This is a genomic window from Phyllobacterium sp. SB3, assembly GCF_040009165.1.
Classification (GTDB): domain Bacteria; phylum Pseudomonadota; class Alphaproteobacteria; order Rhizobiales; family Rhizobiaceae; genus Phyllobacterium.
The window spans coordinates 164,469-189,393 of the sequence record NZ_JBDYKI010000005.1; the positions used below are offsets into that span (position 1 = coordinate 164,469).

At 53.0% G+C, this 24,925-nt stretch carries 29 protein-coding genes; 19 read left to right on the plus strand and 10 right to left on the minus strand.

Features of this window, described 5'->3' with window-relative positions; genetic code table 11:
- Positions 1 to 7 precede the first annotated feature (7 nt).
- A complete protein-coding gene (locus tag ABKW30_RS19590; protein WP_348600601.1) occupies positions 8 to 745 on the minus strand; it encodes a metallophosphoesterase family protein in 738 nt (245 codons plus the stop codon).
- A gap of 178 nt (positions 746 to 923) precedes the next feature.
- Here ABKW30_RS19590 and ABKW30_RS19595 point away from each other — a divergent pair, with 178 nt between their 5' ends.
- The 4 genes from ABKW30_RS19595 to glcF are packed head-to-tail and all read left to right on the plus strand — an operon-like array spanning position 924 to position 5,540.
- Positions 924 to 2,420, plus strand: coding sequence for an FAD-linked oxidase C-terminal domain-containing protein (locus ABKW30_RS19595; RefSeq protein ID WP_348600602.1), 1,497 nt, complete (start codon positions 924 to 926; stop codon positions 2,418 to 2,420).
- A 3-nt stretch (positions 2,421 to 2,423) separates the two neighbouring features.
- Positions 2,424 to 2,999 (plus strand): ASCH domain-containing protein, encoded by a 576-nt coding sequence (locus ABKW30_RS19600; protein ID WP_348600603.1) that lies wholly within the window; start codon positions 2,424 to 2,426, stop codon positions 2,997 to 2,999.
- Positions 2,996 to 4,207: a glycolate oxidase subunit GlcE gene (glcE, locus tag ABKW30_RS19605; protein ID WP_348600604.1), complete on the plus strand. Its 1,212-nt coding sequence runs from the start codon at positions 2,996 to 2,998 to the stop codon at positions 4,205 to 4,207. The genes ABKW30_RS19600 and glcE overlap by 4 nt, the downstream gene beginning before the upstream one ends.
- Before the next feature lies 1 nt (position 4,208).
- Positions 4,209 to 5,540, plus strand: a complete 1,332-nt coding sequence (gene glcF, locus ABKW30_RS19610; protein ID WP_348600605.1) for a glycolate oxidase subunit GlcF — start codon at positions 4,209 to 4,211, stop codon at positions 5,538 to 5,540.
- Positions 5,541 to 5,616: 76 nt separating this feature from the next.
- On the opposite strand, the gene ABKW30_RS19615 is transcribed toward glcF, so the two are convergent.
- Positions 5,617 to 6,405 (minus strand): L,D-transpeptidase, encoded by a 789-nt coding sequence (locus ABKW30_RS19615; RefSeq protein ID WP_348600606.1) that lies wholly within the window; start codon positions 6,403 to 6,405, stop codon positions 5,617 to 5,619.
- Positions 6,406 to 6,595: 190 nt separating this feature from the next.
- Here ABKW30_RS19615 and ABKW30_RS19620 point away from each other — a divergent pair, with 190 nt between their 5' ends.
- From ABKW30_RS19620 to msrA, 6 genes are all read left to right on the plus strand, one after another.
- A complete protein-coding gene (locus ABKW30_RS19620) occupies positions 6,596 to 7,243 on the plus strand; it encodes a DNA-3-methyladenine glycosylase I (protein WP_348600607.1) in 648 nt (215 codons plus the stop codon).
- Between the two features lie 361 nt (positions 7,244 to 7,604).
- The gene (gene hisS, locus ABKW30_RS19625) at positions 7,605 to 9,119 is read left to right on the plus strand and encodes a histidine--tRNA ligase (RefSeq protein ID WP_348600608.1); all 1,515 of its coding nucleotides are present in this window, start codon (positions 7,605 to 7,607) and stop codon (positions 9,117 to 9,119) included.
- A gap of 6 nt (positions 9,120 to 9,125) precedes the next feature.
- Positions 9,126 to 10,256, plus strand: coding sequence for an ATP phosphoribosyltransferase regulatory subunit (locus tag ABKW30_RS19630; RefSeq protein WP_348600609.1), 1,131 nt, complete (start codon positions 9,126 to 9,128; stop codon positions 10,254 to 10,256).
- Positions 10,253 to 10,951: an ATP phosphoribosyltransferase gene (gene hisG / locus ABKW30_RS19635; protein WP_348600610.1), complete on the plus strand. Its 699-nt coding sequence runs from the start codon at positions 10,253 to 10,255 to the stop codon at positions 10,949 to 10,951. Before ABKW30_RS19630 ends, hisG begins: the two co-directional genes overlap by 4 nt.
- 113 nt (positions 10,952 to 11,064) lie before the next feature.
- Positions 11,065 to 11,559, plus strand: a complete 495-nt coding sequence (gene msrB, locus ABKW30_RS19640; protein ID WP_348600611.1) for a peptide-methionine (R)-S-oxide reductase MsrB — start codon at positions 11,065 to 11,067, stop codon at positions 11,557 to 11,559.
- A gap of 18 nt (positions 11,560 to 11,577) precedes the next feature.
- Entirely contained in the window at positions 11,578 to 12,264 is a 687-nt protein-coding gene (msrA, locus tag ABKW30_RS19645; protein WP_348600612.1) for a peptide-methionine (S)-S-oxide reductase MsrA, read from the plus strand.
- A 55-nt stretch (positions 12,265 to 12,319) separates the two neighbouring features.
- Here the strand turns inward: msrA and ABKW30_RS19650 are convergent, their stop codons facing one another.
- Positions 12,320 to 12,697 carry a DoxX family protein gene (locus tag ABKW30_RS19650; protein ID WP_348600613.1) on the minus strand — a complete coding sequence of 126 codons (378 nt, stop codon included), beginning with the start codon at positions 12,695 to 12,697 and terminating at the stop codon, positions 12,320 to 12,322.
- 99 nt (positions 12,698 to 12,796) lie between these two features.
- Positions 12,797 to 14,188 carry a class II fumarate hydratase gene (gene fumC / locus ABKW30_RS19655; protein WP_348600614.1) on the minus strand — a complete coding sequence of 464 codons (1,392 nt, stop codon included), beginning with the start codon at positions 14,186 to 14,188 and terminating at the stop codon, positions 12,797 to 12,799.
- A gap of 139 nt (positions 14,189 to 14,327) precedes the next feature.
- On the opposite strand from fumC, the gene ABKW30_RS19660 reads away from it, so the two are divergent.
- Together ABKW30_RS19660 and ABKW30_RS19665 are read left to right on the plus strand one after the other, a co-directional pair.
- Positions 14,328 to 14,738 (plus strand): SRPBCC family protein, encoded by a 411-nt coding sequence (locus tag ABKW30_RS19660; RefSeq protein ID WP_348600615.1) that lies wholly within the window; start codon positions 14,328 to 14,330, stop codon positions 14,736 to 14,738.
- A gap of 4 nt (positions 14,739 to 14,742) precedes the next feature.
- Positions 14,743 to 15,099 (plus strand): VOC family protein, encoded by a 357-nt coding sequence (locus tag ABKW30_RS19665; protein ID WP_348600616.1) that lies wholly within the window; start codon positions 14,743 to 14,745, stop codon positions 15,097 to 15,099.
- Positions 15,100 to 15,132: 33 nt separating this feature from the next.
- Here ABKW30_RS19665 and ABKW30_RS19670 read toward each other — a convergent pair whose 3' ends face one another.
- A complete protein-coding gene (locus ABKW30_RS19670) occupies positions 15,133 to 15,693 on the minus strand; it encodes an NAD(P)H-dependent oxidoreductase (RefSeq protein WP_348600617.1) in 561 nt (186 codons plus the stop codon).
- An 88-nt stretch (positions 15,694 to 15,781) separates the two neighbouring features.
- Between ABKW30_RS19670 and ABKW30_RS19675 the strand changes: the two genes are divergently transcribed.
- The 4 genes from ABKW30_RS19675 to arsH are packed head-to-tail and all read left to right on the plus strand — an operon-like array spanning position 15,782 to position 17,691.
- A complete protein-coding gene (locus ABKW30_RS19675) occupies positions 15,782 to 16,186 on the plus strand; it encodes a helix-turn-helix domain-containing protein (protein ID WP_348600618.1) in 405 nt (134 codons plus the stop codon).
- A 43-nt stretch (positions 16,187 to 16,229) separates the two neighbouring features.
- Positions 16,230 to 16,577, plus strand: coding sequence for a helix-turn-helix transcriptional regulator (locus ABKW30_RS19680; RefSeq protein ID WP_348600619.1), 348 nt, complete (start codon positions 16,230 to 16,232; stop codon positions 16,575 to 16,577).
- 36 nt (positions 16,578 to 16,613) lie between these two features.
- Entirely contained in the window at positions 16,614 to 16,991 is a 378-nt protein-coding gene (arsC, locus tag ABKW30_RS19685; RefSeq protein WP_348600620.1) for an arsenate reductase (glutaredoxin), read from the plus strand.
- The gene (gene arsH / locus ABKW30_RS19690; protein WP_348600621.1) at positions 16,984 to 17,691 is read left to right on the plus strand and encodes an arsenical resistance protein ArsH; all 708 of its coding nucleotides are present in this window, start codon (positions 16,984 to 16,986) and stop codon (positions 17,689 to 17,691) included. Before arsC ends, arsH begins: the two co-directional genes overlap by 8 nt.
- 69 nt (positions 17,692 to 17,760) lie before the next feature.
- Here the strand turns inward: arsH and groL are convergent, their stop codons facing one another.
- The 3 genes from groL to ABKW30_RS19705 form a co-directional block, all read right to left on the minus strand.
- Positions 17,761 to 19,407 carry a chaperonin GroEL gene (gene groL, locus ABKW30_RS19695; protein WP_348600622.1) on the minus strand — a complete coding sequence of 549 codons (1,647 nt, stop codon included), beginning with the start codon at positions 19,405 to 19,407 and terminating at the stop codon, positions 17,761 to 17,763.
- A gap of 57 nt (positions 19,408 to 19,464) precedes the next feature.
- A complete protein-coding gene (gene groES, locus ABKW30_RS19700; RefSeq protein ID WP_348600623.1) occupies positions 19,465 to 19,761 on the minus strand; it encodes a co-chaperone GroES in 297 nt (98 codons plus the stop codon).
- 255 nt (positions 19,762 to 20,016) lie between these two features.
- Positions 20,017 to 20,379, minus strand: coding sequence for a helix-turn-helix domain-containing protein (locus ABKW30_RS19705; RefSeq protein WP_348600624.1), 363 nt, complete (start codon positions 20,377 to 20,379; stop codon positions 20,017 to 20,019).
- 101 nt (positions 20,380 to 20,480) lie between these two features.
- Between ABKW30_RS19705 and ABKW30_RS19710 the strand changes: the two genes are divergently transcribed.
- Positions 20,481 to 21,494, plus strand: coding sequence for a zinc-binding alcohol dehydrogenase family protein (locus ABKW30_RS19710; RefSeq protein ID WP_348600625.1), 1,014 nt, complete (start codon positions 20,481 to 20,483; stop codon positions 21,492 to 21,494).
- Between the two features lie 9 nt (positions 21,495 to 21,503).
- Here the strand turns inward: ABKW30_RS19710 and ABKW30_RS19715 are convergent, their stop codons facing one another.
- Both ABKW30_RS19715 and ABKW30_RS19720 read right to left on the minus strand, forming a co-directional pair.
- Positions 21,504 to 21,818, minus strand: coding sequence for a metalloregulator ArsR/SmtB family transcription factor (locus ABKW30_RS19715; RefSeq protein WP_348600626.1), 315 nt, complete (start codon positions 21,816 to 21,818; stop codon positions 21,504 to 21,506).
- Positions 21,815 to 22,843: a cation diffusion facilitator family transporter gene (locus ABKW30_RS19720; RefSeq protein WP_348600627.1), complete on the minus strand. Its 1,029-nt coding sequence runs from the start codon at positions 22,841 to 22,843 to the stop codon at positions 21,815 to 21,817. The genes ABKW30_RS19715 and ABKW30_RS19720 overlap by 4 nt, the downstream gene beginning before the upstream one ends.
- Positions 22,844 to 22,996: 153 nt before the next feature.
- Here ABKW30_RS19720 and ABKW30_RS19725 point away from each other — a divergent pair, with 153 nt between their 5' ends.
- The gene (locus tag ABKW30_RS19725) at positions 22,997 to 23,854 is read left to right on the plus strand and encodes a TIGR01459 family HAD-type hydrolase (protein WP_348600628.1); all 858 of its coding nucleotides are present in this window, start codon (positions 22,997 to 22,999) and stop codon (positions 23,852 to 23,854) included.
- Positions 23,855 to 23,865: 11 nt separating this feature from the next.
- Positions 23,866 to 24,846: a bifunctional riboflavin kinase/FAD synthetase gene (locus ABKW30_RS19730; RefSeq protein WP_348600629.1), complete on the plus strand. Its 981-nt coding sequence runs from the start codon at positions 23,866 to 23,868 to the stop codon at positions 24,844 to 24,846.
- Positions 24,847 to 24,925 lie beyond the last annotated feature (79 nt).

Below are 24,925 nucleotides of genomic sequence, written 5' to 3' on the forward strand. Positions count from 1 at the left end.
ACTCTTTCTAGACTGTCGCTTCAAGAAATGACTTGTTTGGGCCATCGATCATGATGGCACTCAGTCTTCCACTCGCGTAAGCGCCGGTATCCAGATTTACTCGGTTTGGTCTTATCTCAACCTCGGTTGCAGGCGTATGTCCGTGTACGATGACTTTGGAATAACGCCGCATATCATCGAGAAACTCTGATCTGATCCAAATCAGGTCTTCCGGATTTTGGTGGTCCAGCTCAACACCCGGGCGAATTCCGGCGTGGCAGAAGAAAAAATCGCCGAAGATCATTGATCGGGGCAAGCGTCGTACAAAATCCCAATGGGCAGTCGGGACGGCCTCTTTCAATGCTTCGCGCCCGGATGCAATCGATAAATCATTATTGAAGTCGATATTCACGCCATAGGAAAGAGCTGTCTGACGCCCCCCATAGCGGGCAAAAAGCCCATAAGTGTCGCCCGTATTAAGAAAATCGAGAAAACCGACATCGTGATTGCCTGCAAGAGCAAGTATCCGGTGATTCTTGCGTTGTCCATCAATCAGGAAGTCAATGACACCACGCGACTGGAGCCCCCGGTCTACATAATCGCCGAGATGCACCACAACCCAGTCAAAGGGCGGAGATTTCTGATTTTGTAGTTGGATCAGCCGATGCATTTCCTGCAACAAGTCGAGCCTGCCGTGGACATCGCCTATCGCATAGACCCGCAACTTGTCAGGGCCCCGAGCGTTTTTAAAATCAACTGTTTTCATATCCGTCATCGAAACTGTATTCGAAATCAAATCTTTGCATGGTTTGCGATTTTGACAAATATGATTGCACTAATTTCGAGGCTGGAACAGCATGACGCAGGCAAAGCTGCCGACCGGGATGTTATAGACTAAGCGAAAAGGCGGAATTGACGCCCGGGACCGCGACAGGGGAGGAACGATGTCCGGACTTGTTATGCCCAAGGCTGATGAAGCCACGATGTCCCGCCGAGCAGCCATTGTTGCCGCGTTGCAGGCAATCGTTCCGGGTGAAGGCGTCGTCGATGCCACAAACCAAATGCGAGTGTTCGAATCGGATGCGCTGACCGCCTATCGTCAGCTGCCGCTTGTTGTGGTGCTGCCACAGACTGTGACACAAGTTTCTCGCGTTCTCAAATATTGTCACGAGCATAATGTGAAAGTTGTTCCACGCGGTTCGGGTACATCTCTATCGGGCGGCGCCTTGCCGTTGGAAGATGCGGTGCTTCTGGTCATGTCCCGCTTCAATCGCATTCTTGAAATCGATTATCCAAACCGCGCTGCTATTGTGCAGCCCGGCGTCACCAATCTAGGTATTACCAAGGCCGTGGAACACGAGGGCTTTTATTATGCGCCAGATCCGTCGTCGCAAATTGCATGCTCCATTGGCGGTAATGTCGCGGAAAACTCCGGCGGCGTGCATTGCCTGAAGTACGGGCTGACTGCCAATAATGTACTGGGCCTTGAGATGGTATTGATCACGGGAGAGGTAATCAGGCTTGGCGGCAAACATCTCGATAGTGAAGGTTACGATTTTCTGGGTCTGATGACTGGCTCCGAAGGTTTGCTGGGCGTTGTCACCGAAGTCACGGTTCGTATCCTTCAAAAACCAACGACAGCGCGTGCTCTCATGGTGGGTTTTCCCACCAGCGAGGAGGCTGGCCAGTGTGTTGCCGAGGTTATTGCTGCGGGGATTATTCCGGGTGGTATGGAGATGATGGATCGTCCAGCCATTCATGCGGCGGAGGATTTCGTTCATGCAGGCTATCCGCTTGATGTTGAAGCTTTGCTCATCGTCGAACTGGACGGGCCTGCTGTCGAGGTGGATCATTTGATTAGTATGGTCGAAGCCATCGGCCGCAAGAATGGCGCGACAACTTGCGTTGTATCGCAAAGCGAAGAAGAACGTATGGCGTTTTGGGCCGGGCGCAAAGCTGCATTCCCTGCCGTTGGCCGTATTTCGCCGGACTATCTGTGCATGGATGGTACGATACCGCGCAAAGAGCTGCCAAAAGTGCTGGCCGGAATGCGAGAGCTTTCGAAAAAATATGGCCTGCGTGTTGCCAATGTCTTTCATGCGGGCGATGGCAATCTGCATCCGCTTATCCTTTACGATGCGAATATCCCCGAAGAACTACACAAGGCTGAAAGCTTCGGTGCTGACATATTACGGCTCTGCGTAAAGGTTGGTGGCGTACTGACCGGCGAGCATGGCGTTGGTGTCGAAAAGCGCGACCTTATGCCGGAAATGTTCAATGAGATCGACTTGAACCAGCAGGTAAGGGTCAAATGCGCGTTTGACGAAAAGCATCTGCTCAACCCTGGCAAGGTCTTTCCTCAACTGCATCGTTGCGCCGAGCTTGGCCGGATGCACGTTCATCGCGGCCAGGTACCATTTCCAGACATACCGAGATTTTGACCGATGCTTTTCAAAGCTCGCATTCTTGATGGCATTGCGCGTGCAGAGATAGATTTGGCGTTCCGGCGCTGGTCAAGTCCGGCTGTCAAAGAGGGGACACTTTTGCGAACTTCCGTTGGCGCTATCGTGATCGGAAAAGTCACACCAATTGAAATAGACGGATTAACTGCTGAAGAGGCGAAGCGTGCAGGTTTCAAGGACGTTACGGCACTCGTGAATGATCTGAGAACAGGCGAGGAGCGAACAGTCTTCCGAATCGAGTTAGCCGGCGTCGAACCAGATGATCGGATAGGCCGGCAGAACCAAGAACTCACAAAGGCCGAGGCTGCTGACTTGGTCGCATTGCTTGCACGCTGGGATAAAAACGCACCCACCGCTCACTATTATATGAGAATATTGCGATTGATTTGCGAACGCCCGGGTATTGCAGCGATCGACCTTGCGACATCGCTGGGGGTTGAGAAACTCAAATTCAAACGGGATGTTCGTAAGCTCAAAGAGCTTGGACTGACCATTAGTCTCGACATCGGTTACAGGCTTTCGCCAAAAGGCGAGAGAGTGCTTGAGGAAATACGATGACAGCATTCAATCCGTCAAAGGAATCTGAGGTTGTCGAGGCGGTACAATGGTCTATCGCGGAACAGGCACCTGTTGAAATTATTGGCCATGGTTCCAAACGCAATCTCGGGCGTCCATTGCAGACGGAGCACACGATAGCTTTGTCGGAATATTCAGGCGTCACTCTCTATGAGCCCGACGAGTTGGTACTGGCAGCGAAGGCTGGAACCCCAGTCGCCGAACTTGAAGCATTGCTCGCTGCCAACAATCAGGCATTCCAATTCGAGCCAATGGATTATGGGCCGTTGCTTGGCAAACCCGCCGGACAAGGCAGCCTTGGCGGTCTGCTCGCGACTAATCTATGCGGCCCCCGGCGCTTGAAGGCGGGCTCGTCGCGTGATCATGTTTTGGGAGTCCGTGTTGTTTCCGGTCGGGGAGAGCTGTTCAAATCCGGCGGTCGTGTCGTCAAGAACGTTACTGGCTACGATCTGTCAAAAGGCATGGCCAATTCGTGGGGTACGCTTGGCATAGCAACCGAAATTACCTTCAAGGTGCTGCCTGCGCCGGAAACCGAAACAACGCTTGTGCTGTGCGGTTTGGCAGACGATGAAGCTGCCCGGGCCATGGCGATTGCCATGGGGTCGAGCGGCGAGGTTGCTTCCGCAGCGCATTTGCCTGCCAACGTAGCGAGCCGTGTGATTGGCGGGGCCCTTGAAAGCGAGGCTTCGACCCTTTTGCGGTTGGAAGGCTTTGCACCCTCGGTGGCAGACCGTGCGGCCATGCTGATGAATTTGCTCGCGTCTGCCGGTGAAATTAATCAGTTGGCCGGTGAAACATCGCGAAAACTATGGCGCGAAATCCGGGATGTCACTCCGTTTGCGGATAGCACCGAACGACCGGTCTGGCGGGTGTCCATGATACCTATGGAGGCCTATAAGCTGGTAGCCTCCTTACGTATGGGAGCGGCAGTTGATGCTTTCTATGATTGGCAGGGTGGTCTGGTCTGGCTGCGGATGGAAGGCGACCCGGAAGCGGATGCTGTACGGGCGCTCGTCGCCAAGTATGGCGGAGGACATGCAACGCTCGTTCGTGCACCCATAGCAATACGCGCTGCCGTGCCCGTCTTCGAACCGCAATCTGCTCCCTTGGCAGCTTTGTCCAAGCGGCTGAAGCAGCAGTTCGATCCAAGCGGTATACTCAATCCCGGTCGCATGGTTGCAGGAGTATAGGATGCAAACAAATTTCACTCCCGAGCAACTGCTTGATCCCGGGGTTGCTGAGTCTGAAAAGATACTGCGCAAGTGCGTACATTGCGGGTTCTGTACCGCCACCTGCCCAACTTACGTTACTTTGGGTAATGAGCTTGATAGCCCACGAGGCCGCATATACCTGATCAAGGACATGCTTGAGAACGGTCGAGCGGCCGACGAGCAGATTGTCAAACACGTTGATCGTTGCCTGTCCTGTCTTGCCTGCATGACGACCTGTCCTTCAGGCGTCAATTACATGCATCTGGTGGATAACGCCCGCGCGCATATCGAGAAGACCTACAAGCGCCCGTTCATGAACCGCTTGACCCGTGCTCTGCTGGCGCTTGTACTACCTTATCCATCGCGCTTCCGATTGGCATTGACTGCGGCCAGATTTGGCAGGCCACTTGCGCCTCTTTTCAAGTCCGTTGCAGCTTTGAAACCGATGGCGGCGATGCTGGAGCTGGCTCCAAAATCGCTTGCCGCGAAATCTTCCTATGCCGAGGCGGGCACCCACACGACGAAAGTACCGAAAAAGGGTCGTGTTGCTATTCTTACGGGCTGTGCGCAACCCGTTCTTGACCCTGGTATAAACGAAGCAACAATCCGTCTGTTGACAAGACTTGGTATCGAGGTCGTCGTACCGAAAGGTGAGGGCTGTTGTGGGGCGCTAGTGCACCACATGGGCCGCGAGGAAGCTGCATTGGAAGACGCCCGCCGCAATGTCGATGTATGGACACGCGAGCTTGATAGTGGTGGCCTTGATGCGATTGTCATCACGGCATCCGGCTGCGGTACGACGATCAAAGACTATGGTTATATGCTGCGTCTCGATCCTGCCTATCAGGAAAAAGCGGCACGGGTTTCTGCCTTGGCCAAAGATATTACCGAGTATCTGACAATGTTGGATTTCCCGGCAACAGAACGATCAACTGGCCTTACGGTCGCGTATCATTCGGCTTGCTCAATGCAACACGGTCAAGGAATTACCCGCCAGCCAAAGAATTTGCTGAAGGCTGCAGGGTTCACCGTAAAAGATCCGGCGGAAGGTCATCTTTGTTGCGGTTCGGCTGGCACGTATAACATCATGCAACCAGAGATCGCGCGGACGCTGCGTGACCGCAAGGTCAAGAACATCGAAGCCACCGGAGCCAGTCTGATAGCAACCGGCAATATCGGCTGCATCACTCAGATCGCCAGCGGGTCGAAACTGCCGATTGTACACACGGTAGAACTGTTGGATTGGGCATATGGCGGACCGAAGCCGGCGAACATTCCTGCTGAGAGGCAAACACTCGCGGCCGCTGAATAAAAAAGGGCAGCGGCTCAGAATACTGCGCCACTGCCCATTTTCCGGCATCACCCCTGATACCGGCCCCCGCTAACTTTTATCGGACGATAACTTTCGTACCGACATTGACCCGCTCATAGAGATCGGTAACGTCCTCATTACGCATGCGGATGCAACCGCTTGATACCGATTGACCAATCGTCCACGGCGCATTGGTTCCGTGAATGCGATAAAGCGTTGAGCCAAGATAAAGCGCCCGTGCGCCAAGCGGGTTCTCGACACCGCCCTCCATGTGCGCGGGAAGAATGCGCCCTTTACGCTTCTCACGTTTGATCATTTCTGCGGGCGGATACCATGATGGCCATTCTGCCTTGCGGCTGATCGTATTGGTGCCTGACCAGCCGAAGCCTTCCTTACCGACACCAACACCATAGCGTTGCGCCGTTCCACCGGCTTCAACCAGATAGAGAAACCGTTGCGCGGTATCGATGACGATGGTTCCCGGCTGCTCGGTGCCATCATAAGCTACGCTTTGTGGGAGGAACTTCGGATCCATTGCGCGTTTCTTGGGTTGCACATCGGCAGTCGGTGCGCTTGGGCGCTGAAATGAAACCTCCCGCACGGCAGGACTAGGACTGACGTTTTTACGCATAGCCCGGCGATCGCGCTGCTTGGCACGGGGGGCAGGCTGCTCATCGAAGACGACATAACCGCGAGGATTGACCGGAGCGCCAACGGGCCGCTGGCGCAATTGCATGACCCACGGGGCCGATAGGTCTGGGCTCATCACTACCGGCGGGCGCGTGGCATAGCGCTCGCTGGCAATTGCTCCGGATGTGACGGTGAGGCTAAGGCAGGAAAGCAGAAGCAGGCGCGCAAACTTCATGGGAATCAGTCTCGTAACAAAAACTCTGCTGACAGGTTTTGTCAGTTTTCGGGTTGAGTTTGCCAGCAGCGGGGTAGAAAAAAGTGAATGAGAATCAACAAAGAGCGATTTTCGGCTGAAACCATTTGGTATGGTTACTGATCTGTGCTGAAAGCTGGTTAATCACCGGTAAAATTGAAAAGGACTTCCCATGGGCGAAGATATTCCGGCGAAAACGGGCCTGATAAAGGGTGATGACGGTATCACGCGCTGTTCGTGGCCCGGGGCGTTGCCTGAGTACATTCATTACCACGACCATGAATGGGGCAGGCCTGTCACAGACGATACGCGACTGTTCGAAAAAGTATGCCTCGAAGGTTTTCAATCCGGTCTGTCCTGGCTGACAATCCTGCGCAAGCGTGAGAATTTTCGCGAAGCGTTTGACGGTTTCGATTATCGGAAGATCGCGCGCTACACGGATAAGGATGTTGAAAGACTGCTGGGCAATGCGGGCATTATCCGACATCGCGGCAAGATTAATTCAGCTATCAACAATGCCAATCGCGCGCTGGAACTCGTCAAGGAAACGGGGTCGATTGCCGCGTATTTCTGGTCATTCGAGCCACCGGCAGAAGAACGTCCCAAAACGGTCGATTATGCAACCCTGATTGCCAATCCAACCTCTCCGACTTCTGTTCGGCTTTCCAAGGATTTGAAGAAGCGCGGCTGGAGTTTTGTTGGTCCGACGACGATGTATGCGCATATGCAGGCGATGGGTCTCGTCAACGATCATGTTGAAGGTTGCAAATGCCGTCAGGAAATTGAAGCCACACGTGCAAGTTTCAAAAGGCCCAAATGACGTTGATATCCTTGCCCTTGCGGGCTTGATGGTCTAGAGCCTTTTTTGCTTAGATAGATTCGTTCTGCCGGTGGGAATTTGTGGACAAGGTCGAGGGATTTAGCGAGACCGATGTTTATCCATCGGGCGATGCTGAGGCCCGATGGATTTGATCCAAATTTGCCCGGCCCTTCGGGTTTCCGGCTGTCGGCCAACCACTTTGTCATGCGGCTTCGTTCGATGGAACCACATCGACCTCGCCACCTTCCGCGTGGATTGTCTTGCCATCCGTGAAACAGAACTGTTTCTATTTAAACAAAAAAGGCTCTAGAGCAAAACCGCTTCGGCAATCAGCTTCATTTCAGGGTATCGGATCATTATCATGGCAACCAAGGCAGACAGGGTAAAAGCGCGGCTGCCGCGCGGTTTCGTGGACCGTACACCGGATGATCTGCGCGCCGCCGAAAAGATGATGGCGGAAATCCGTAAAGTCTATGAGCTTTATGGTTTCGAACCCGTCGAAACACCTCTGATTGAATATACCGATGCGCTTGGAAAATTCCTCCCCGATCAGGACCGCCCGAATGAAGGTGTGTTCTCGTTTCAGGATGATGACGAGCAATGGCTCTCGCTGCGCTATGATCTGACAGCGCCTCTGGCACGCTACGTTGCCGAGAATTATGAGAGCATCCCCAAGCCATATCGCAGCTACCGCGCCGGATGGGTTTTCCGCAACGAAAAGCCCGGCCCCGGTCGCTTCCGTCAGTTCATGCAATTCGACGCCGATACCGTTGGCGCACCGAATGTATCGGCCGATGCTGAGATGTGCATGATGATGGCTGATGTCATGGAAGCGCTTGGCATCAAGCGTGGTGACTATGTAATCCGCGTCAATAACCGCAAGGTTCTCGATGGTGTGCTTGAGGCGATTGGTCTTGGCGGTGAGGAAAATTCGGGCAGGCGTCTGACAGTGCTCCGCGCTATCGACAAGCTGGACAAGTTTGGTGTTGAAGGCGTTCGCGAACTGCTCGGTAAAGGCCGCAAAGACGAAAGTGGCGATTTCACCAAAGGTGCAAATCTGGACGAAGCCGCCATCAAAAAGGTTCTTGATTTCACTTCCGCCGGTGGCGAGACGGGCGGCGTGACCATTGCCAATCTGGAAAATGTTGTCACAGGAAATGACAAGGGTGTCGAAGGCGTCTCGGAACTGGGTATTATAGAGGCTCTTTGTTCAGCTGCAGGGTATGACGGTCGCATCAAGATTGATCCGTCAGTGGTTCGTGGTCTCGAATATTATACTGGTCCCGTATTCGAAGCCGAGCTTCTTGCTGAAATTCCCAACGAGGATGGTCAGATCGTGCGTTTCGGCTCCGTCGGTGGGGGTGGCCGTTATGATGGCCTCGTCTCGCGGTTCCGTTCAGAGCCAGTGCCTGCAACAGGCTTTTCCATCGGCGTTTCCCGTTTGATGACGGCACTCAAGAACCTTGGCAAGCTCGACACCTCTGACAATATCGGACCTGTCGTCGTCATGATTATGGACCGCGACACGGAAAGCCTTGGTCGCTATCAGAAAATGGTATCTGACTTGCGGCAGGCTGGTATCCGCGCCGAAATGTATCTCGGCGGTTCCGGTATGAAGCCGCAGATGAAATATGCTGATCGTCGGGGAGCACCTTGCGTCATTATTCAAGGATCGCAGGAACGCGATCTTGGCGAAGTGCAGATCAAGGATTTGATCGAAGGCGCACGTCTTTCTGCTGAAATCGAGGACAACATTACATGGCGCGAAAGCCGTCCGGCGCAAATTACTGCTAAAGAAAGCGATATCGTTGCCGAGGTACGCAAGATTCTAGATGCGCAGGCCGAAGATCGCGCCAACGCTGCAAAAGTTTCGTAACGTCCCATGGTTGCTTCCCGCGCTCCAGCCTTTAGCGAAAAACTTGCCGCGTTGATTGCAGGCAGGGATGCGGAGCTTGTTGATATCCCTGTTATCCAGCCCGCTGACCAATTTCTGGATATGGCCGGCGAAGATTTGCGCCGCCGAATTTTTCTGACAGAAAATGAGACGGGTCAAAGCCTTTGCCTCCGTCCTGAATTTACAATTCCGGTTTGCCGCAATCATATCGAATTGAATGCCGCTACACCAAAGCGCTATGCCTATCTGGGCGAAGTCTTCCGCCAGCGCCGCGAAGGAGGCAATGAGTTTTTTCAGGCCGGAATCGAGGATTTGGGGGACGCAAATCGCGCTCGCGCTGATGCGCGTTCTCTGGCTGACGCTTTTGCGTCCATCCGGCTCGCAGCGCCCCACACGCAGCTTGAAACTCTGCTCGGGGATCAGGCGATCTTCGAAGCGGTTTTGGCTGCTCTGGGTCTTCCACGTGGATGGCAGAAAAAGCTTGCCCGCGCTTTCGGCAATCCCGCTCAGCTTAAAAGCCTGTTAGAGGATTTGTCATCGGATCGGCAAAATGGAGATCTGCCGGGTCACCTGTCAAAGCTGGTGGCGAATGGGGATGAGACAGCTCTTGCCGCCGAGTTGGAAAAGGATATGCAATCGGCCGGAATTTCGCCGGGTGCAGGTCGTACACCTGTTGAGATCGCTCGTCGCCTGATTGACAAGGTTGCGCTCGCCTCTGTCCGTCTGCAACCAAAGACCTTTGCTGCACTTCGCGATTTTTTGGCAATTCGCATTCCTTTGCAATCGGCGGCTGGGCATCTGCTTCACTTCGCCCGGGCAAATGAGTTCGATCTTGGTCCAGCATTGGAACAGTTCGAGGCGCGTGCAGCTTCGGTTGTCGAAGCAGGTATTGGACACGAAACCATCATCTATGATGCTTCATTCGGACGCCCGCTCGATTATTATACCGGCTTGGTCTACGAAACTCGCGCAGTAAACAACGCGGATTTAGGCGCTATCGTTGGCGGTGGCCGTTATGATCGGCTTTTGACCATGCTTGGTGCCGTCGGTTCCATTCCGGGCGTTGGCTTCTCCATATGGCTTGACCGCCTCGAACAGATATCCGGAGAGGCACAATGACAATAACATTGGCTCTTCCCTCCAAAGGACGGCTCAAGGAACAGGCGCTTGCTGTGCTTGGCAAAGCCGGACTTGATGTAATCCTCCCCAATGATCAGCGCAATTACAGGGCGCAGGTTGCGGGTGAAAGCCAGATTGATATTCTTTTCCTTTCAGCATCTGAGATCGCCCGGGAGCTTGGTTATGGCAGCGTTGATCTGGGTGTAACTGGTGAAGACCTTATTCGAGAAACACTGTCGTCAGCGGATGATCGGGTGCAGATCGAAGCCCGGCTTGGTTTTGGCCATGCGGATGTGATCGTTGCCGTACCGGAAGTTTGGTATGATGTCTCAACCATGGCTGATCTTGATGATGTTGCTGCGGATTTTCGTCAGCGTCATGGCCGCCGTCTGCGCATCGCGACCAAGTATTGGCGATTGACGCAGCAATTTTTCTCGCAAATGCACGGCATCCAGGTTTACCGCATTGTCGAAAGCCTGGGAGCGACAGAGGGCGCTCCGGCATCCGGTTCAGCGGATATCATCGTGGATATTACATCGACGGGTTCGACGTTGCGCGCCAACCAGCTCAAGATTCTTGAGGATGGTGTTATTCTGAAATCCGAAGCCTGCCTGATTTCCTCGCGAACAGCGGTGGATTCCAAGGCCGTTGCTGATCTATCGCAGCGTATAAAGACGGCTTTGGACTCGCTCTGATCATATCAACTCTCTGTGATATGACCGCCGGAATGTAACCTTTTCGGTTCTTCCTTCGTATCTCCCTGCATGAGACCGAAATAATTCGGTATAATCACACAGGGAGCTTACCCATGATGACACGTCGAACCCTGTTCGGAAGTGCTTTTGCCGCGCTTGGTGCAGTCGTTGCCACGCGCTTCATAGCTATCCCCAAGGCTCAGGCTGAGGGTAAATTCGAAGTCGAGCATACCGATGCCGAATGGAAGAAGCTGCTCACGCCGGACCAATACGATGTGTTGCGTCAGGAAGGCACGGAAACTCCGTTCAGCAGCCCTCTGGATCACGAGAAGCGCAAGGGCACTTTCGCCTGCGCAGGCTGTGATCAGCCACTTTTCGAATCGGACAAGAAGTTCGACAGCGGCACTGGTTGGCCCAGTTTCTGGCAGCCGATCAAGGGAGCCGTGATTGAGAAATCAGACAGTTCGTTCGGGATGGTCCGGACAGCAGTGGAATGCCATCGCTGCGGTGGTCACCTCGGTCATGTCTTTGATGATGGTCCGCAACCAACCGGTCTTCGCTACTGCATGAATGGCGTCGCCATGAAATTCACGCCCGCTGCGGCCTAAACGCTCGAGGAAGAACAAATGAAACTTCGTTCCCTATTGCTTGCTACAACTCTTCTATTCGCACCTGCTACAGTTTTTGCGGAAAGCGTTACGATGGTGCCGCCGCCGGCCATGGATCAGACCGTATCAGCCAAGACCGAGAAAATCGTCCTTGCCGGTGGATGCTTTTGGGGTGTGCAGGGCGTTTACCAGCATATGAAGGGCGTCAACAACGCCGTTTCAGGTTATTCCGGAGGAAAGAAAGATACTGCCAATTATGAGCTGGTGAGCGGAGGCGATACAGGTCATGCGGAATCGGTTGAGATTACGTTCGATCCAAAGGTTGTCAGCCTTGGCAAGATTTTGCAGGTGTATTTTTCCGTCGCCCACAATCCCACGGAATTAAACCGTCAGGGCCCGGATACCGGTACGCAATATCGGTCAGCGGTTTTCACAACCAATGCGGATCAGGAAAAGGTGGTTAAGGCCTACATTGCCCAACTCGATAAGGCCAAGGTCTATTCCGATCCGATAGTTACCAAAGTTTCGTCGCTTGAGGGCTTTTACCCGGCGGAGGGCTATCATCAGGATTACCTGACGATAAATCCCACACAGCCTTATATCGTCTATAACGACCTGCCCAAGATCGAAAATCTTAGCAAGCTGTTTCTGCAGGAGTACAGGGAAAAGCCAGTTTTGGTAAGCGATGCCAAACCAACAAATTGATATGAGCTAAAACAAAAAAAGGCCGCTTGAAGCGGCCTTTTTGAATTTGTGGAGATCAACCGCGTTTTGCGTCGATTGAAAGAGCACCTGCTCCATGAGCAGCAAGAATGAAGAAGCCGCCGGTGATGGCGAGGTTCTTGAAGAATTGCGTGTCTTCGAATGGGTTGAAATGGCCTACATAAGCAGCGCCGAGCGTAAACAATCCAAGCAGGATTGCGGCATAGCGGGTTTGGAAGCCAACGAGGATTGCGAGCCCACCCAGAAGTTCCACCAGTCCGACGATAACAACTGTTACTTCCGGCAAAGGTAAACCCTTGGACGCGAAGTATCCTGCTGTACCGCTGATCGCGGTCAGCTTGCCGTAGCCCGCTGGGATAAAAAGGATCGAAAGCAGAATGCGACCGATCAGAACCAGAATGCCATTGTTAGACATAGGTATTTCTCCAAAAAAGTGACTGCGCGGTCAGTACGCGATGTGTACTGTTTACTAAAGTCACTTTTTCGACAACAGATTGTTCATCAAATCCACTGCTTATTCCGGAGCGATCATCCGCTCAGGACGCACAAGACGGTCATAATCTTCTGCTGATACGTGTCCGCTTGCGAGAGCCTCTTCGCGCAAGGTTGTACCGTTCTTGTGCGCAGTCTTGGCAATCTTCGCGGCATTATCGTAACCAATGGCCGGAGCCAGTGCAGTTACCAGCATGAGCGAACGTTCCAAGAGATCCCTGATGCGAACCTCGTCGGCCTCAATGCCTTCAACGCAATTATCGGCAAAAGATACCATCGAGTCGGCTAGCAGGCGAATAGACTGGAGCACATTCAAAGCGATGACGGGCTTGAACACGTTGAGTTCAAAATGGCCTTGACTGGCTGCAACGGTGACCGTTGTCTGGTTGCCGAATACCTGCGCGGCAACCATTGTCAGTGCTTCTGCCTGAGTTGGATTGACCTTGCCCGGCATGATCGAAGAACCAGGTTCGTTTTCTGGCAATTTCAACTCACCGAGACCCGAGCGTGGGCCTGATCCAAGGAAGCGGATATCATTGGCGATTTTGAAAAGGTCGGTCGCCAGCGCATTCAGGCTGCCATGGAAATTGGCCAGGGCACCGTGGCTTGCCAGTGCTTCGAACTTGTTTGGAGCAGTCTTGAAGGGCAAGCCGGTAATATCGGATACGGCTTCGGCAAAGCCCGTGTCGAAACCAACAGGAGCGTTCAGGCCTGTTCCTACTGCTGTGCCGCCCTGCGCCAGTAGAAAAACATCAGCGAGGCTCTCTTCAATCCGCTTGCGGGCATATTCGAGTGCAGCACGGTAACCGGAGAACTCCTGGCCGAGCGTTACGGGAGTAGCGTCCTGGGTATGCGTACGGCCAATCTTGATTACGTCTGCGAACGCCTTTTCCTTTTTGGCGAGCGCTTCCGTCAAATGAGTGAGGGCAGGGTAGAGGCGCTCGGTCGCTTCAACTGCGGTTGCAATGTGAATGGCTGTCGGAAATGTGTCATTCGACGACTGGCTCATGTTCACATGGTCGTTGGGGTGTACAGGCTTCTTCGAGCCCTTAGTGCCGCCAAGCATTTCGATGGCGCGGTTGGAAATAACCTCGTTGGCGTTCATGTTGGACTGCGTGCCGGAGCCTGTCTGCCAGACAACCAATGGAAAATGCTCGTCTAGTTTGCCTTCGATCACCTCTTCAGCTGCAACGGTAATTGCGCGGCCCGTCACCTCATCCAGCTTGCCAAGGGCCATGTTGGTTTCGGCTGCAGCGCGCTTCACGATGCCGAGCGCCCGAACCAGCGGAATCGGCATGCGCTCGCCGCCGATCTTGAAGTTGTGGAGGGAACGTTCGGTTTGCGCCCCCCAATATTTGTCGGCAGCCACTTCGATTGGACCAAACGTATCGGTTTCGGTGCGTGTAGAAGTCATCGTGTATTTTTCCTGTGACAGTTGGCGCAATGACTACTGCGAAGCGTTGCGGGAGGCAAGGTTTGAGCACGCAATGTTGGTCTGGATTTCGTAAGCTGCTAGGATAAAATCGATTATAGCAATCATGGGAGGACAGTCCGTGACAGCACATGAAGCAAGAAGCCTTCAAATTGCGATTCAACGCAATTGGCAGGATGTCTACCGATACGCGAGTCTGCCTGAGAATTTGCCGGAATGGGCGTCGGGTCTCACTTCCGGCTTGCAAAAATCCGGCAATGAATGGTTAGCCGATGGCCCGGCAGGCAGGTTACGCCTTCGCTTTGCTCCAGAGAACGAGTTCGGTGTACTTGACCATTGGGTCATCACTGAAACCGGGGAGAATGTTTATATACCCCTACGGGTGGTTGCCAATGGCGATGCCTCGGAGGTGATATTCACCCTGTTTCGCCTGCCGGGTATGGACGATGAAAAGTTTACCGCAGATGCTGCATGGGTTATGCGCGATTTGCAGAAACTGCGGGATTTACTGGAAGCACAATTGGTAGAGTGATGATATGACTGGCAGCTCAGGTTACGACAAACAGATCAATTATATCGAGTTTAACGTTGACGATATTTCACGCACAAAACATTTCTACGGCGCAGCATTCGGTTGGACTTTTACCGATTACGGCCCGGACTATTGCGAATTCAACGATGGTAATCTGAAAGGCGGCTTTGCCCGTTCAGAAGGTGTAAAAGCTGGTGGGCCATTGGTTATTCTTTTTGCCGATGATCTCGCGGATACGCTGGCGCGTGTCAAAATGGCAGGCGGCGAAATAGTCAAAGAAATATTCGATTTTCCGGGCGGCCAACGGTTCCATTTCCGTGATCCGGAAGGCTACGAACTAGCAGTATGGTCAGACAAGTAGGAGAGGCGGCTGTCCAAGACAGCCGCCATTGAATCAGGCGTCGCGAGCGGCCTTCAAAGCATTTCCCCACCAGACAAGCTGATCGAGCTGCGCACCGGCTGCTTCATTCAAATGAGGATAGTCGCCCAGCGTCTTCTCTGCCTTAACGACAGTTAAATACTCAGGGAAAGAGATATGAACGCCGGTTTTGACCGACGCCGCACCCATTTCAACGAAGATCAGACGCAGATGTTCGACAGCGCGGGCACCGCCGACACCGCCATAACCAACAAAAGCCACGGGCTTCTGAATGAATTCGCCAAGATCGATGGCGTTCTTCAGGACGGCAGTCGGGGCGTGGTTGTATTCGGCTACCGTGAAGATGTAAGCGTCGAACGAGCGCAGCTTCTTCTTCCAACGTTCAGCCGTTTCTGTCTCGGCAGTCGTGCTGCGTTCTTCACCGAAGAAATGCATTGGGTAATTCAGAAGGTCGACAATCTCGACTTCGACATCAGCACGCTGTCCAGCAACGTCTGCAATCCATTTGGCAGGAAACTCGGCGAATCGGCCAATACGCGTGCTGCCGACGATAACGCCGATTTTTAGTTTTGCCATTTTCAGAAATCCTTGTCTTGGGGTGGTAACTATTTGTGACCGGAGCTATATAAGTGACTGTTAAAAGCCGAAGCAAGGAGGCACTTTTTTGAAACCGAAGCACTTTGAGGTAACTCCTGCCTGTGGTGCAGTCCATCAGATACTCTCCCGGGTGGGGGATAAGTGGACTGTATTGGTCGTCAACTACTTGGGCACGGGATCAATGCGTTTCAACGAATTGAAACGCACGATCAACGGCATTTCACAAAAGATGCTGACGAGTACGCTGCGTGGTTTGGAGCGTGATGGATTCGTAACGCGAACGGTGTTCCCTACAATTCCACCACGTGTCGATTATGAACTCACTGATCTTGGCCGTGAGTTGCTAGAGCCTGTGCGCGGCCTTGCCGATTTCGCCATTCAGAACGAAGTTCGAATTGCCACTGCGCGTGCAAAATTCGACTCCACAAATGGTGCAGAAATAGTGGCACCATTCGCCCAAGCGGCCGAATAATATCGAAGTTGACATGTATCCATATATCTGGTTTTCTAGATATATGGATACAGAAAAAGCACTTGATGCCTTTGGAGCAATTTCACAGCGGTCGCGTCTTGATATACTTCGGCTGCTGGTAAAAGCTGGCGAAGACGGCATGGCCGCCGGCGATATCGCCAATGCCATTCAGGGTAAACAAAATACGACATCAACCAATCTGATGATCCTGACGCGCTCTGGCCTCATTGCCGCGTCGCGGGAAGGCAGAAGCGTCATCTATCGCGCCGACTATTCAGGCATAGGGGCACTGCTGGCATTCTTACTGGAAGATTGTTGTGGTGGTCGCCCCGAAATCTGCGGGCCACTCTTACAAACCCTATCCGATAATACGCGACGATCCTGCTGTTGATCTTTTGATGGCTCCTCAAGTTTTCAGGTTTTTTCCATGCCTATAATAATTTACCACAATCCAGCATGCGGCACATCACGCAACGTACTGGAAATAATTCGTCAGAGCGGTGAAGAGCCGGAAATCATCAACTATCTGAAAACACCACCCACGCGCGAGAAGTTGCTTGAACTCATCGCGGCAATGGGAGGAAATGTTCGTGATATTCTACGGGAAAAGGGTACGCCGTATTCGGAATTGAATCTCAGCGATGCCAAATGGAGTGACGACGAGCTAGTCGATTTCATCGTTGCCCACCCGATACTCATGAATCGTCCAATCGTTGTTACTACCAGCGCTACAAAGCTTTGCCGCCCTTCAGAGACAGTGCGGTCATTGCTTGATGCTGCGGAAAGGAGGCAGGGTGATGAATGACCTGCCCAATATTGCCGCCAACCAGTTTCGTCCAATTGAAAGATCGAAACTAGCATCTGCATTCTCCAGCCATCCTCCCCGCATTATGATACTTTACGGATCGCTACGCGAGCGTTCCTACAGCAGATTTCTCGCACAAGAAGCCGAGCGGTTGCTGAGCGCACTTGGTGCCGAAGCGCGGATTTTTGATCCTGCCGGGTTGCCCTTGCCGGATGGTGCGCCAGCAGACCATTCGAAGGTTGCCGAGCTTAGAGAATTGTCCCTATGGTCCGAGGGCCAAATATGGATTAGTCCCGAACGCCACGGCTCGATGTCAGGGGTGCTGAAATCGCAAGTTGATTGGATACCTTTAGCAGTTGGTTCGATACGACCGACACAGGGGCGAACCTTGGCAGTCATGCAGGTGTCGGGCGGCTCTCAATCATTCAACGCCGTGAACCAGATGAGAGTGCTTGGTCGGTGGATGCGAATGATCACAATTCCAAATCAGTCATCTATTGCCAAAGCCTATCAGGAGTTCGACGAACAGGGCCGTATGAAACCTTCGTCTTATTATGATCGTGTAGTAGATGTCATTGAGGAGCTTGTGAAGTTTACACTGATCAGCCGCGATGCCTCTTCCTATCTTACGGACCGCTACAGTGAACGTAAGGAAAAGGCAGTAGCGTTGGAAGAGCGTGTGAGCTTGAAGTCCATCTGATCCATTATTGCGGACAACAAAAAAGGCGGGTCGAACCCGCCTTTTCCATAACTGTAAGGGTAGGGCTTCTTAGAAGTCCATACCGCCCATGCCGCCCATTCCGCCGCCTGGCATCTGTGGAGCGCCGCCATTGTCCTTCTTGGGAGCTTCGGCGATCATGGCTTCAGTGGTGACAAGCAGACCAGCAACCGATGCTGCGTCTTGCAAAGCAGTACGAACAACCTTGACCGGATCAACAATGCCGAGAGCGATCAGATCGCCATACTCACCGTTGGCTGCGTTGTAGCCGTAGGTCTCTTTCTTGTTGTCAAGGATTTTGCCAACAACGATAGAAGCTTCATCACCTGCGTTTGTTGCGATCTGGCGAGCCGGAGCCTGCAGAGCACGACGAACGATGTTGATGCCTGCGTCCTGATCAGAGTTTGCACCCTTGAGAGTCAGGTTTGCAGAAGCGCGGAGAAGAGCAACGCCACCGCCAGGAACGATACCTTCTTCAACAGCAGCGCGAGTTGCGTTGAGAGCGTCGTCGACGCGGTCCTTCTTTTCCTTCACTTCAACTTCAGTTGCACCGCCGACGCGGATAACTGCAACACCGCCAGCGAGCTTGGCAAGACGTTCCTGCAGCTTCTCACGGTCGTAGTCGGAAGTTGTTTCGTCGATCTGCTGCTTGATCTGGCCGACGCGGGCGTTGATTTCGCCCTTCTTGCCATGACCGTCAACGATCGTGGTGTTTTCCTTGGTGATCGACACCTTCTTGGCGCGACCGAGCATGTCGAGCGTAACGCTTTCGAGCTTGATGCCGAGATCTTCGGAAATAACCTGACCGCCGGTAAGGATAGCGATGTCTTCGAGCATTGCCTTGCGGCGATCACCGAAGCCAGGAGCCTTGACAGCAGCAATCTTCAGGCCGCCGCGCAGCTTGTTGACAACGAGCGTAGCAAGAGCTTCGCCTTCTACGTCTTCAGAAATGATGACGAGTGGCTTGGAAGTCTGAACGACAGCTTCGAGAACTGGCAAAAGAGCCTGAAGGTTCGAAAGCTTCTTTTCATGAAGAAGAATGTATGCGTCTTCGAGATCAGCAACCATCTTTTCAGGGTTGGTTACGAAGTATGGCGATAGATAGCCACGGTCGAACTGCATGCCTTCAACGACTTCAAGTTCAGTTTCGGCGGTCTTGGCTTCTTCAACGGTGATAACACCTTCGTTGCCGACCTTCTGCATTGCCTTGGCAATCATTTCGCCGATTTCAATCTCGCCATTGGCAGAGATCGTGCCAACCTGCGCAACTTCTTCCGAAGTCTTGATCTTCTTGGCGCTCTTGCCGAGCTGCTTGACGACTTCTGCAACAGCAAGATCGATGCCGCGCTTCAGATCCATAGGATTCATGCCGGCAGCAACAGCCTTGCCGCCTTCCTGAACGATAGCCTGGGCAAGAACAGTAGCGGTCGTGGTGCCGTCACCAGCAATGTCGTTCGTCTTTGAAGCGACTTCACGGACCATCTGTGCGCCCATGTTTTCGAACTTGTCTTCAAGTTCGATTTCCTTGGCAACAGTTACACCGTCCTTGGTGATGCGCGGAGCGCCGAAGGACTTGTCAATAACAACGTTACGGCCTTTCGGGCCGAGCGTTACCTTGACAGCGTCTGCAAGGATGTTGACGCCGCGCAGCATGCGCTCGCGCGCGTCGCGGCCGAATTTTACTTCTTTAGAAGCCATTTTTATCTCTCCTGGGATTTAACCCGGTTTGATCGGAATATTATTGGGTGACGGTGATTAGCCGAGGATACCGAGAATGTCGGATTCCTTCATGATCAGCAGGTCTTCGCCGCCGATCTTGACTTCCGTACCGGACCACTTGCCGAACAGGATATGATCGCCTGCCTTGACATCGAGTGGTACGAGCTTGCCAGCTTCGTCACGAGCGCCTGTGCCTACGGAGACGATTTCGCCTTCCTGTGGCTTTTCCTTGGCAGTATCCGGAATGATGATGCCGCCTGCAGTCTTTGCTTCCGATTCAACGCGGCGTACTACGACGCGGTCGTGAAGCGGGCGGAACTTGGTCTTGGCCATGGTTAGAACCCTTGATGGTTGGTGTCAAAACGGTTCGCAAACGGCTAAGCCATTCGCGTTATTAGCACTCGCTATTGGTGAGTGCTAACTGGAGCCGGAGATAGTGGGAGGGGTCGGAAGAGTCAAGTGAAGCTTTGGTGAAAACTTTCTGGCAGATGCTGAAAAACCTGATGGTGCCAGAGTAAAATTTCCAACAAATCACACGTTCGCATGGAAATGTGATGGGAGGATGTCAGGGCAGACGTATTTCAGGAACTACGCCGCAACATCCTGTTCATTCTCCAGCGTCGGCAGGTGAGCCTCTCCCCATGCTTTCAGGGAGTTAATTACAGGCTCCAGACTGCGGCCGCGATCTGACAAGGAGTATTCCACTTTTGGTGGAACCTGCGCGTAGACTTTGCGCACGATAAGTCCGTCTTCTTCCAGTTCACGAAGTTGATTGGTCAGCATACGCTGAGTCACATTGTTTATTTTGCGCCGAATTTCATTGAAGCGCAGTGTCCCGGCCATCAACTGATAAAGGATCACGCCTTTCCACTTGCCATCGATGAGATCGAGAACACGCTCTACCCTGCAGCCGGGTGAAGCATTTGGTTTGGGGTGTCGAATGCGAGCCATTATAGTATCCTTTTTGACACTATATACAGAAAATGTGCGTTCTTGCACATTTAAACCTTTGCGCGCAGATAAGCCAGACCCTTTCAATATGGAGCAAAACAATGCGTGCAGTTGCCTATTTCGAACCACTGGCCGTCTCGGCGGAAAACTCTCTCGTCGATGTCGACTTGCCCAAGCCTGAGGCGACAGGCCGGGATATTCTGGTGGAGGTGAAGGCCATTTCGGTTAATCCCGTCGATACCAAGATCCGTAAGGGTGTGAAGCCGGACGAGGGCAAAGCAAAAGTGCTTGGCTGGGATGCCTCTGGCATCGTTGCAGCAGTTGGACCAGATGTGACCTTCTTTAAACCCGGCGATGAAGTGTTTTATGCAGGCGCGGTAGACCGTTCGGGTACGAATGCCGAATTCCATCTTGTCGATGAGCGGATTGTCGGAAAGAAGCCAGCTTCGCTGAATTTTGCTTCTGCAGCGGCTTTGCCACTGACTTCAATTACAGCATGGGAAACACTCTTTGATCGGCTTGATGTAAAATCACCAGTAGTCGGCGGAGTTAACGCGATTCTCATTGTCGGCGGGGCAGGTGGTGTCGGCTCGATTGCCGTGCAACTTGCACGGCAGCTTACAGACCTCACCGTAATTGCCACAGCCTCACGCCCCGAAACGCAGGCATGGGTTAGCGATCTTGGAGCACATCACGTACTTGATCACTCCAAGCCACTGGCAGCACAAGTTGAAGCGCTAGGGATTGGTGCACCGGCATTTGTGTTCTCGACCACCAATACAATCGATCACTTAAGCGAACTAGTTGAGTTGATTGCCCCTCAAGGCCGGTTTGCCCTGATTGATGATCCGAAATCCCTCGATGCGGTTGTCTTCAAACGAAAGAGCATCTCACTGCACTGGGAAATGATGTTTACGCGTTCGCTATTCAAAACCGCTGACATGGAAGCGCAGCATCGCCTGCTCAACGAAGTATCAGAGCTGGTTGACAAGGGCACGATCAAGACAACGTTCAGCGATGATTTCGGGCCGATTAATGCAGTCAATCTCAAGCGAGCCCACGCTCTGATCGAGAGCGGAACTGCCAAAGGCAAGATCGTGCTGTCGGGCTTTTAGCTTGGCAGATCAATCTTCACCATGATCCTCGCAAACATGGTGAGCCATATCGACAAGCATGTCACTGACGTGCTTGTCAGCAAGCTCATAAAAGATTTGCTTTGCTTGCCGGTTGCCGCGCACCAGTCGCGCGCCGCGTAGCAAGCGCAGATGATGGCTGACCAGCGATTGCGAAAGGTCAAGCGTTGCCGCTATGTCGCCAACCGATCGCGGGGCCTCAAGACAGAAAAACAGAATACGTAACCTTGTCGGGTCGCCAAGCAGTTTGAATGTTTCTGCCAGAATGGTCGTGTCGAATTGGGATGGCACCGCTATTTTACTCAATGCTTGTGGCCCTCGTGGCCATGGTCATGGGCCGCATGATCGTGGTCACCGTGACCGCTATGATCGTGATCTGCATGATCGTGTTCTCCGGTAGGCTCATTGCCAAGAGAACAATCGCCAATAGCATCTGCAAAATCGATGGCGATGGTTGAGTGCTCAATCTCAAACTTTTTGACCAGTTCCGCTTCAACGGCTTTTACCACCAGGCGAGGATCTGCACCATCTTTGGGGCGGACATGCAGCGTTGCCAAAGCCTTGCCTGAGGTAATCATCCAGACGTGAACATGACGTACTCCGGCGAGATTCGGAATGGTTTTCATTAAGTGCTGCTCGATTTCTTCCGGTGCAGCATTCTCGGGCGCGCCTTCAAGCAGGATGTGCAGTGAGTTGCGCAGAAGAGCCCATGCACTGCGGAGAATCAGCAGACATACGAATACCGAAAGGATCGGGTCGATTGGCGTCCAGCCTGTATAGTAGATGATAATCGCCGCGCTAATGGCAGCAACGGAGCCGAGCAGATCACCAAGAACATGCAGGATCGCGCCCTTTATGTTGACATGATCCTTATCGCCACGTGTCAAAATCCGGAAGACGCCAATATTTATCAGCAGCCCTATCGTTGCGACGATGAACATTGGTCCGGCAAGCACTTCACCAGGATTGCGAAAACGCTCGAAGGCTTCGATAGCTATCCAGACGAGAATGGCAAAAAGCGCAATTGCATTGATCAGGCCCGCGATGACTTCAAACCGTAGATATCCAAACGTCCTTCGCTCGTCGGCTGCACGTTTGCCAAAACGGAATGCTGCATAGGCGAGTGCAAGCGCTCCCGCATCCGTAAGCATATGGCCCGCATCGGCAATCAGCGCCAAGGAACCGGATAACAGTCCCCCAATCACCTCGACGATCATGAACGTGAAAGTAATCAGGAAAGCGATTAGAACTTTGCGTTGATTGTCGGCAGTAATCTTCGGGCTATGATCATGTCCGTGATCGTGCCCATGTGCGCCGTGAGAGTGTGCCATATGAACCTCATTGAATAGTAACATATCAATATCTATTCATATGTTTGTTGTCAATCAACCCAAACAGCTTTTGGTTGTGATCCCGAGTGACACTTTTCGTGCAATCAGGTAAGCGATGTTGCAACTCAATAACCGGCACGGAGAAAGATCGGCATGACCGACATGGTACACTTGGCAAGTCTTGACGACTTGATGGATCGTTACGACGTGCTTCTTTGCGATGTCTGGGGTGTTTTGCATAATGGTGTCGATTCTTTTGTCGCCGCGTCAAAAGCGTTGGCTCGTGCCAGATCTGCAGGTCTGACAGTGATTCTTATAACCAATGCGCCACGCCGCTTTGACAGTGTAGCCGCGCAAATTCACGGGTTGGGCGTTCCCGAGGATGCCTATGATCGCATCGTGACCTCTGGTGACGTTACCCGGGAGTTGATCCGCAATTCACCACGCCGGATTTTCCATCTTGGGCCGGAGCGTGACGAAACGCTTTATGAAGGGCTGGATGTCGAGCTTGTCGAAGAGCGAGAGGCCGATGTCGTCGTGTGCACCGGGTACTTTGACGATGAGACGGAAACGCCAGCTGATTATGCGGAAATGCTGACGCGCTTTCGTTCACGCGATCTGCCGTTCATCTGTGCCAATCCTGATATCGTGGTAGAGCGTGGTGATCGCCTGATCTGGTGTGCTGGCGCGCTCGCCCGGGATTATGGCCAGCTCGGTGGCCGAATGTTGATTGCCGGTAAGCCACATCGCCCGATTTACGAAGCCTCCATAGCTGCGGCGGAAGAAGTTCGCGGCAAACCTGTTGATCTCAGCCGTGTCATAGCCATAGGTGATGGTATGCTGACAGACGTTAAAGGTGCCGATCTTTTTGGCATTGATGTTCTTTATATATCCGGTGGTATTCACGCAGGCGATTATGTCGACGGCGGTGTGCACGACGTTGAAAAGCTGTTGGCTTTCTTGAAAAAACACGGGAGCAATCCCGTTGCCACTATGCCTGCTCTGGCCTGAGGACAAGGTTCATGACAATTCTGCGTTTGACCGACCCTTCGCAGTTACCCGTCCATTTGAGGGGCGCCGTTGTTGCCATAGGCAACTTTGACGGCGTGCATCGCGGCCATCAGGCTGTTCTCGGACGGGCTCTGGAGGCCGCGCAGGCAACAGGCAAGCCATCATTGGTATTGACGTTTGAGCCTCATCCGCGGAGCGTTTTTGTGCCCGACCAACCCGTGGACAGGCTGACACCAGCTGCAGAAAAAGCCAGCATTCTTGAGGCTTTGGGTTTCGATGCTGTGGTGGAATGCCATTTCACGCGTGAGTTCTCACAACTGACAGCCGATGATTTCGTCGATCAGATTCTTGTTGGAGCTCTGGGCGCCAGCCGCATCGTTACGGGCTTTGATTTTCATTTCGGGAAAAATCGCCAGGGCGGCCCCGCTTTCCTGATGGAGGCTGGTGACAAGCGCGGCTTTCACGTTACGCTTGTTGATGCTTTCCGGGATGAGGGCGGACAGGCGGTCTCGTCGAGCCGTATCCGTTCGCTCTTCGGAGATGGTGAAGTTGTGGAAGCGGCCGGGCTTCTGGGTTATCGCCACCGCATTCGTGCCGAAGTGGTCCATGGCAAGCAGCTTGGCCGGACAATTGGTTATCCTACCGCCAATATGGTTCTGCCACCGGAAACACATTTGAAACATGGCATTTATGCAGTTCGCTTTCGCCGCGCTGATGGAACTCTTTATGACGGGGTTGCAAGTTTTGGCCGGAGGCCAACCGTTGACACCAATGGTGAGCCACTGTTGGAAACCTATGTCTTTGATTTTTCGGGCGATCTTTACGGAGAGAACTGCGCGGTATCCTTTTTTGCCTACCTCCGTGGGGAAGAAAAATTTGATGGCCTTGAGCCAATGATGCTTCAGATTCGAAGGGATGAAGAAGAGGCGCGGGGGCTTTTGCAGGGTGTTAAGCCGCTCTCGCCACTGGATGATACGATTAATTTTGTCTGAAATGGCAAATCGTTTACCATAAGAATAAATCCAATTTTATCTATCATTCCGTAGCTTGACCTGGAATTGCCGTCTCCCA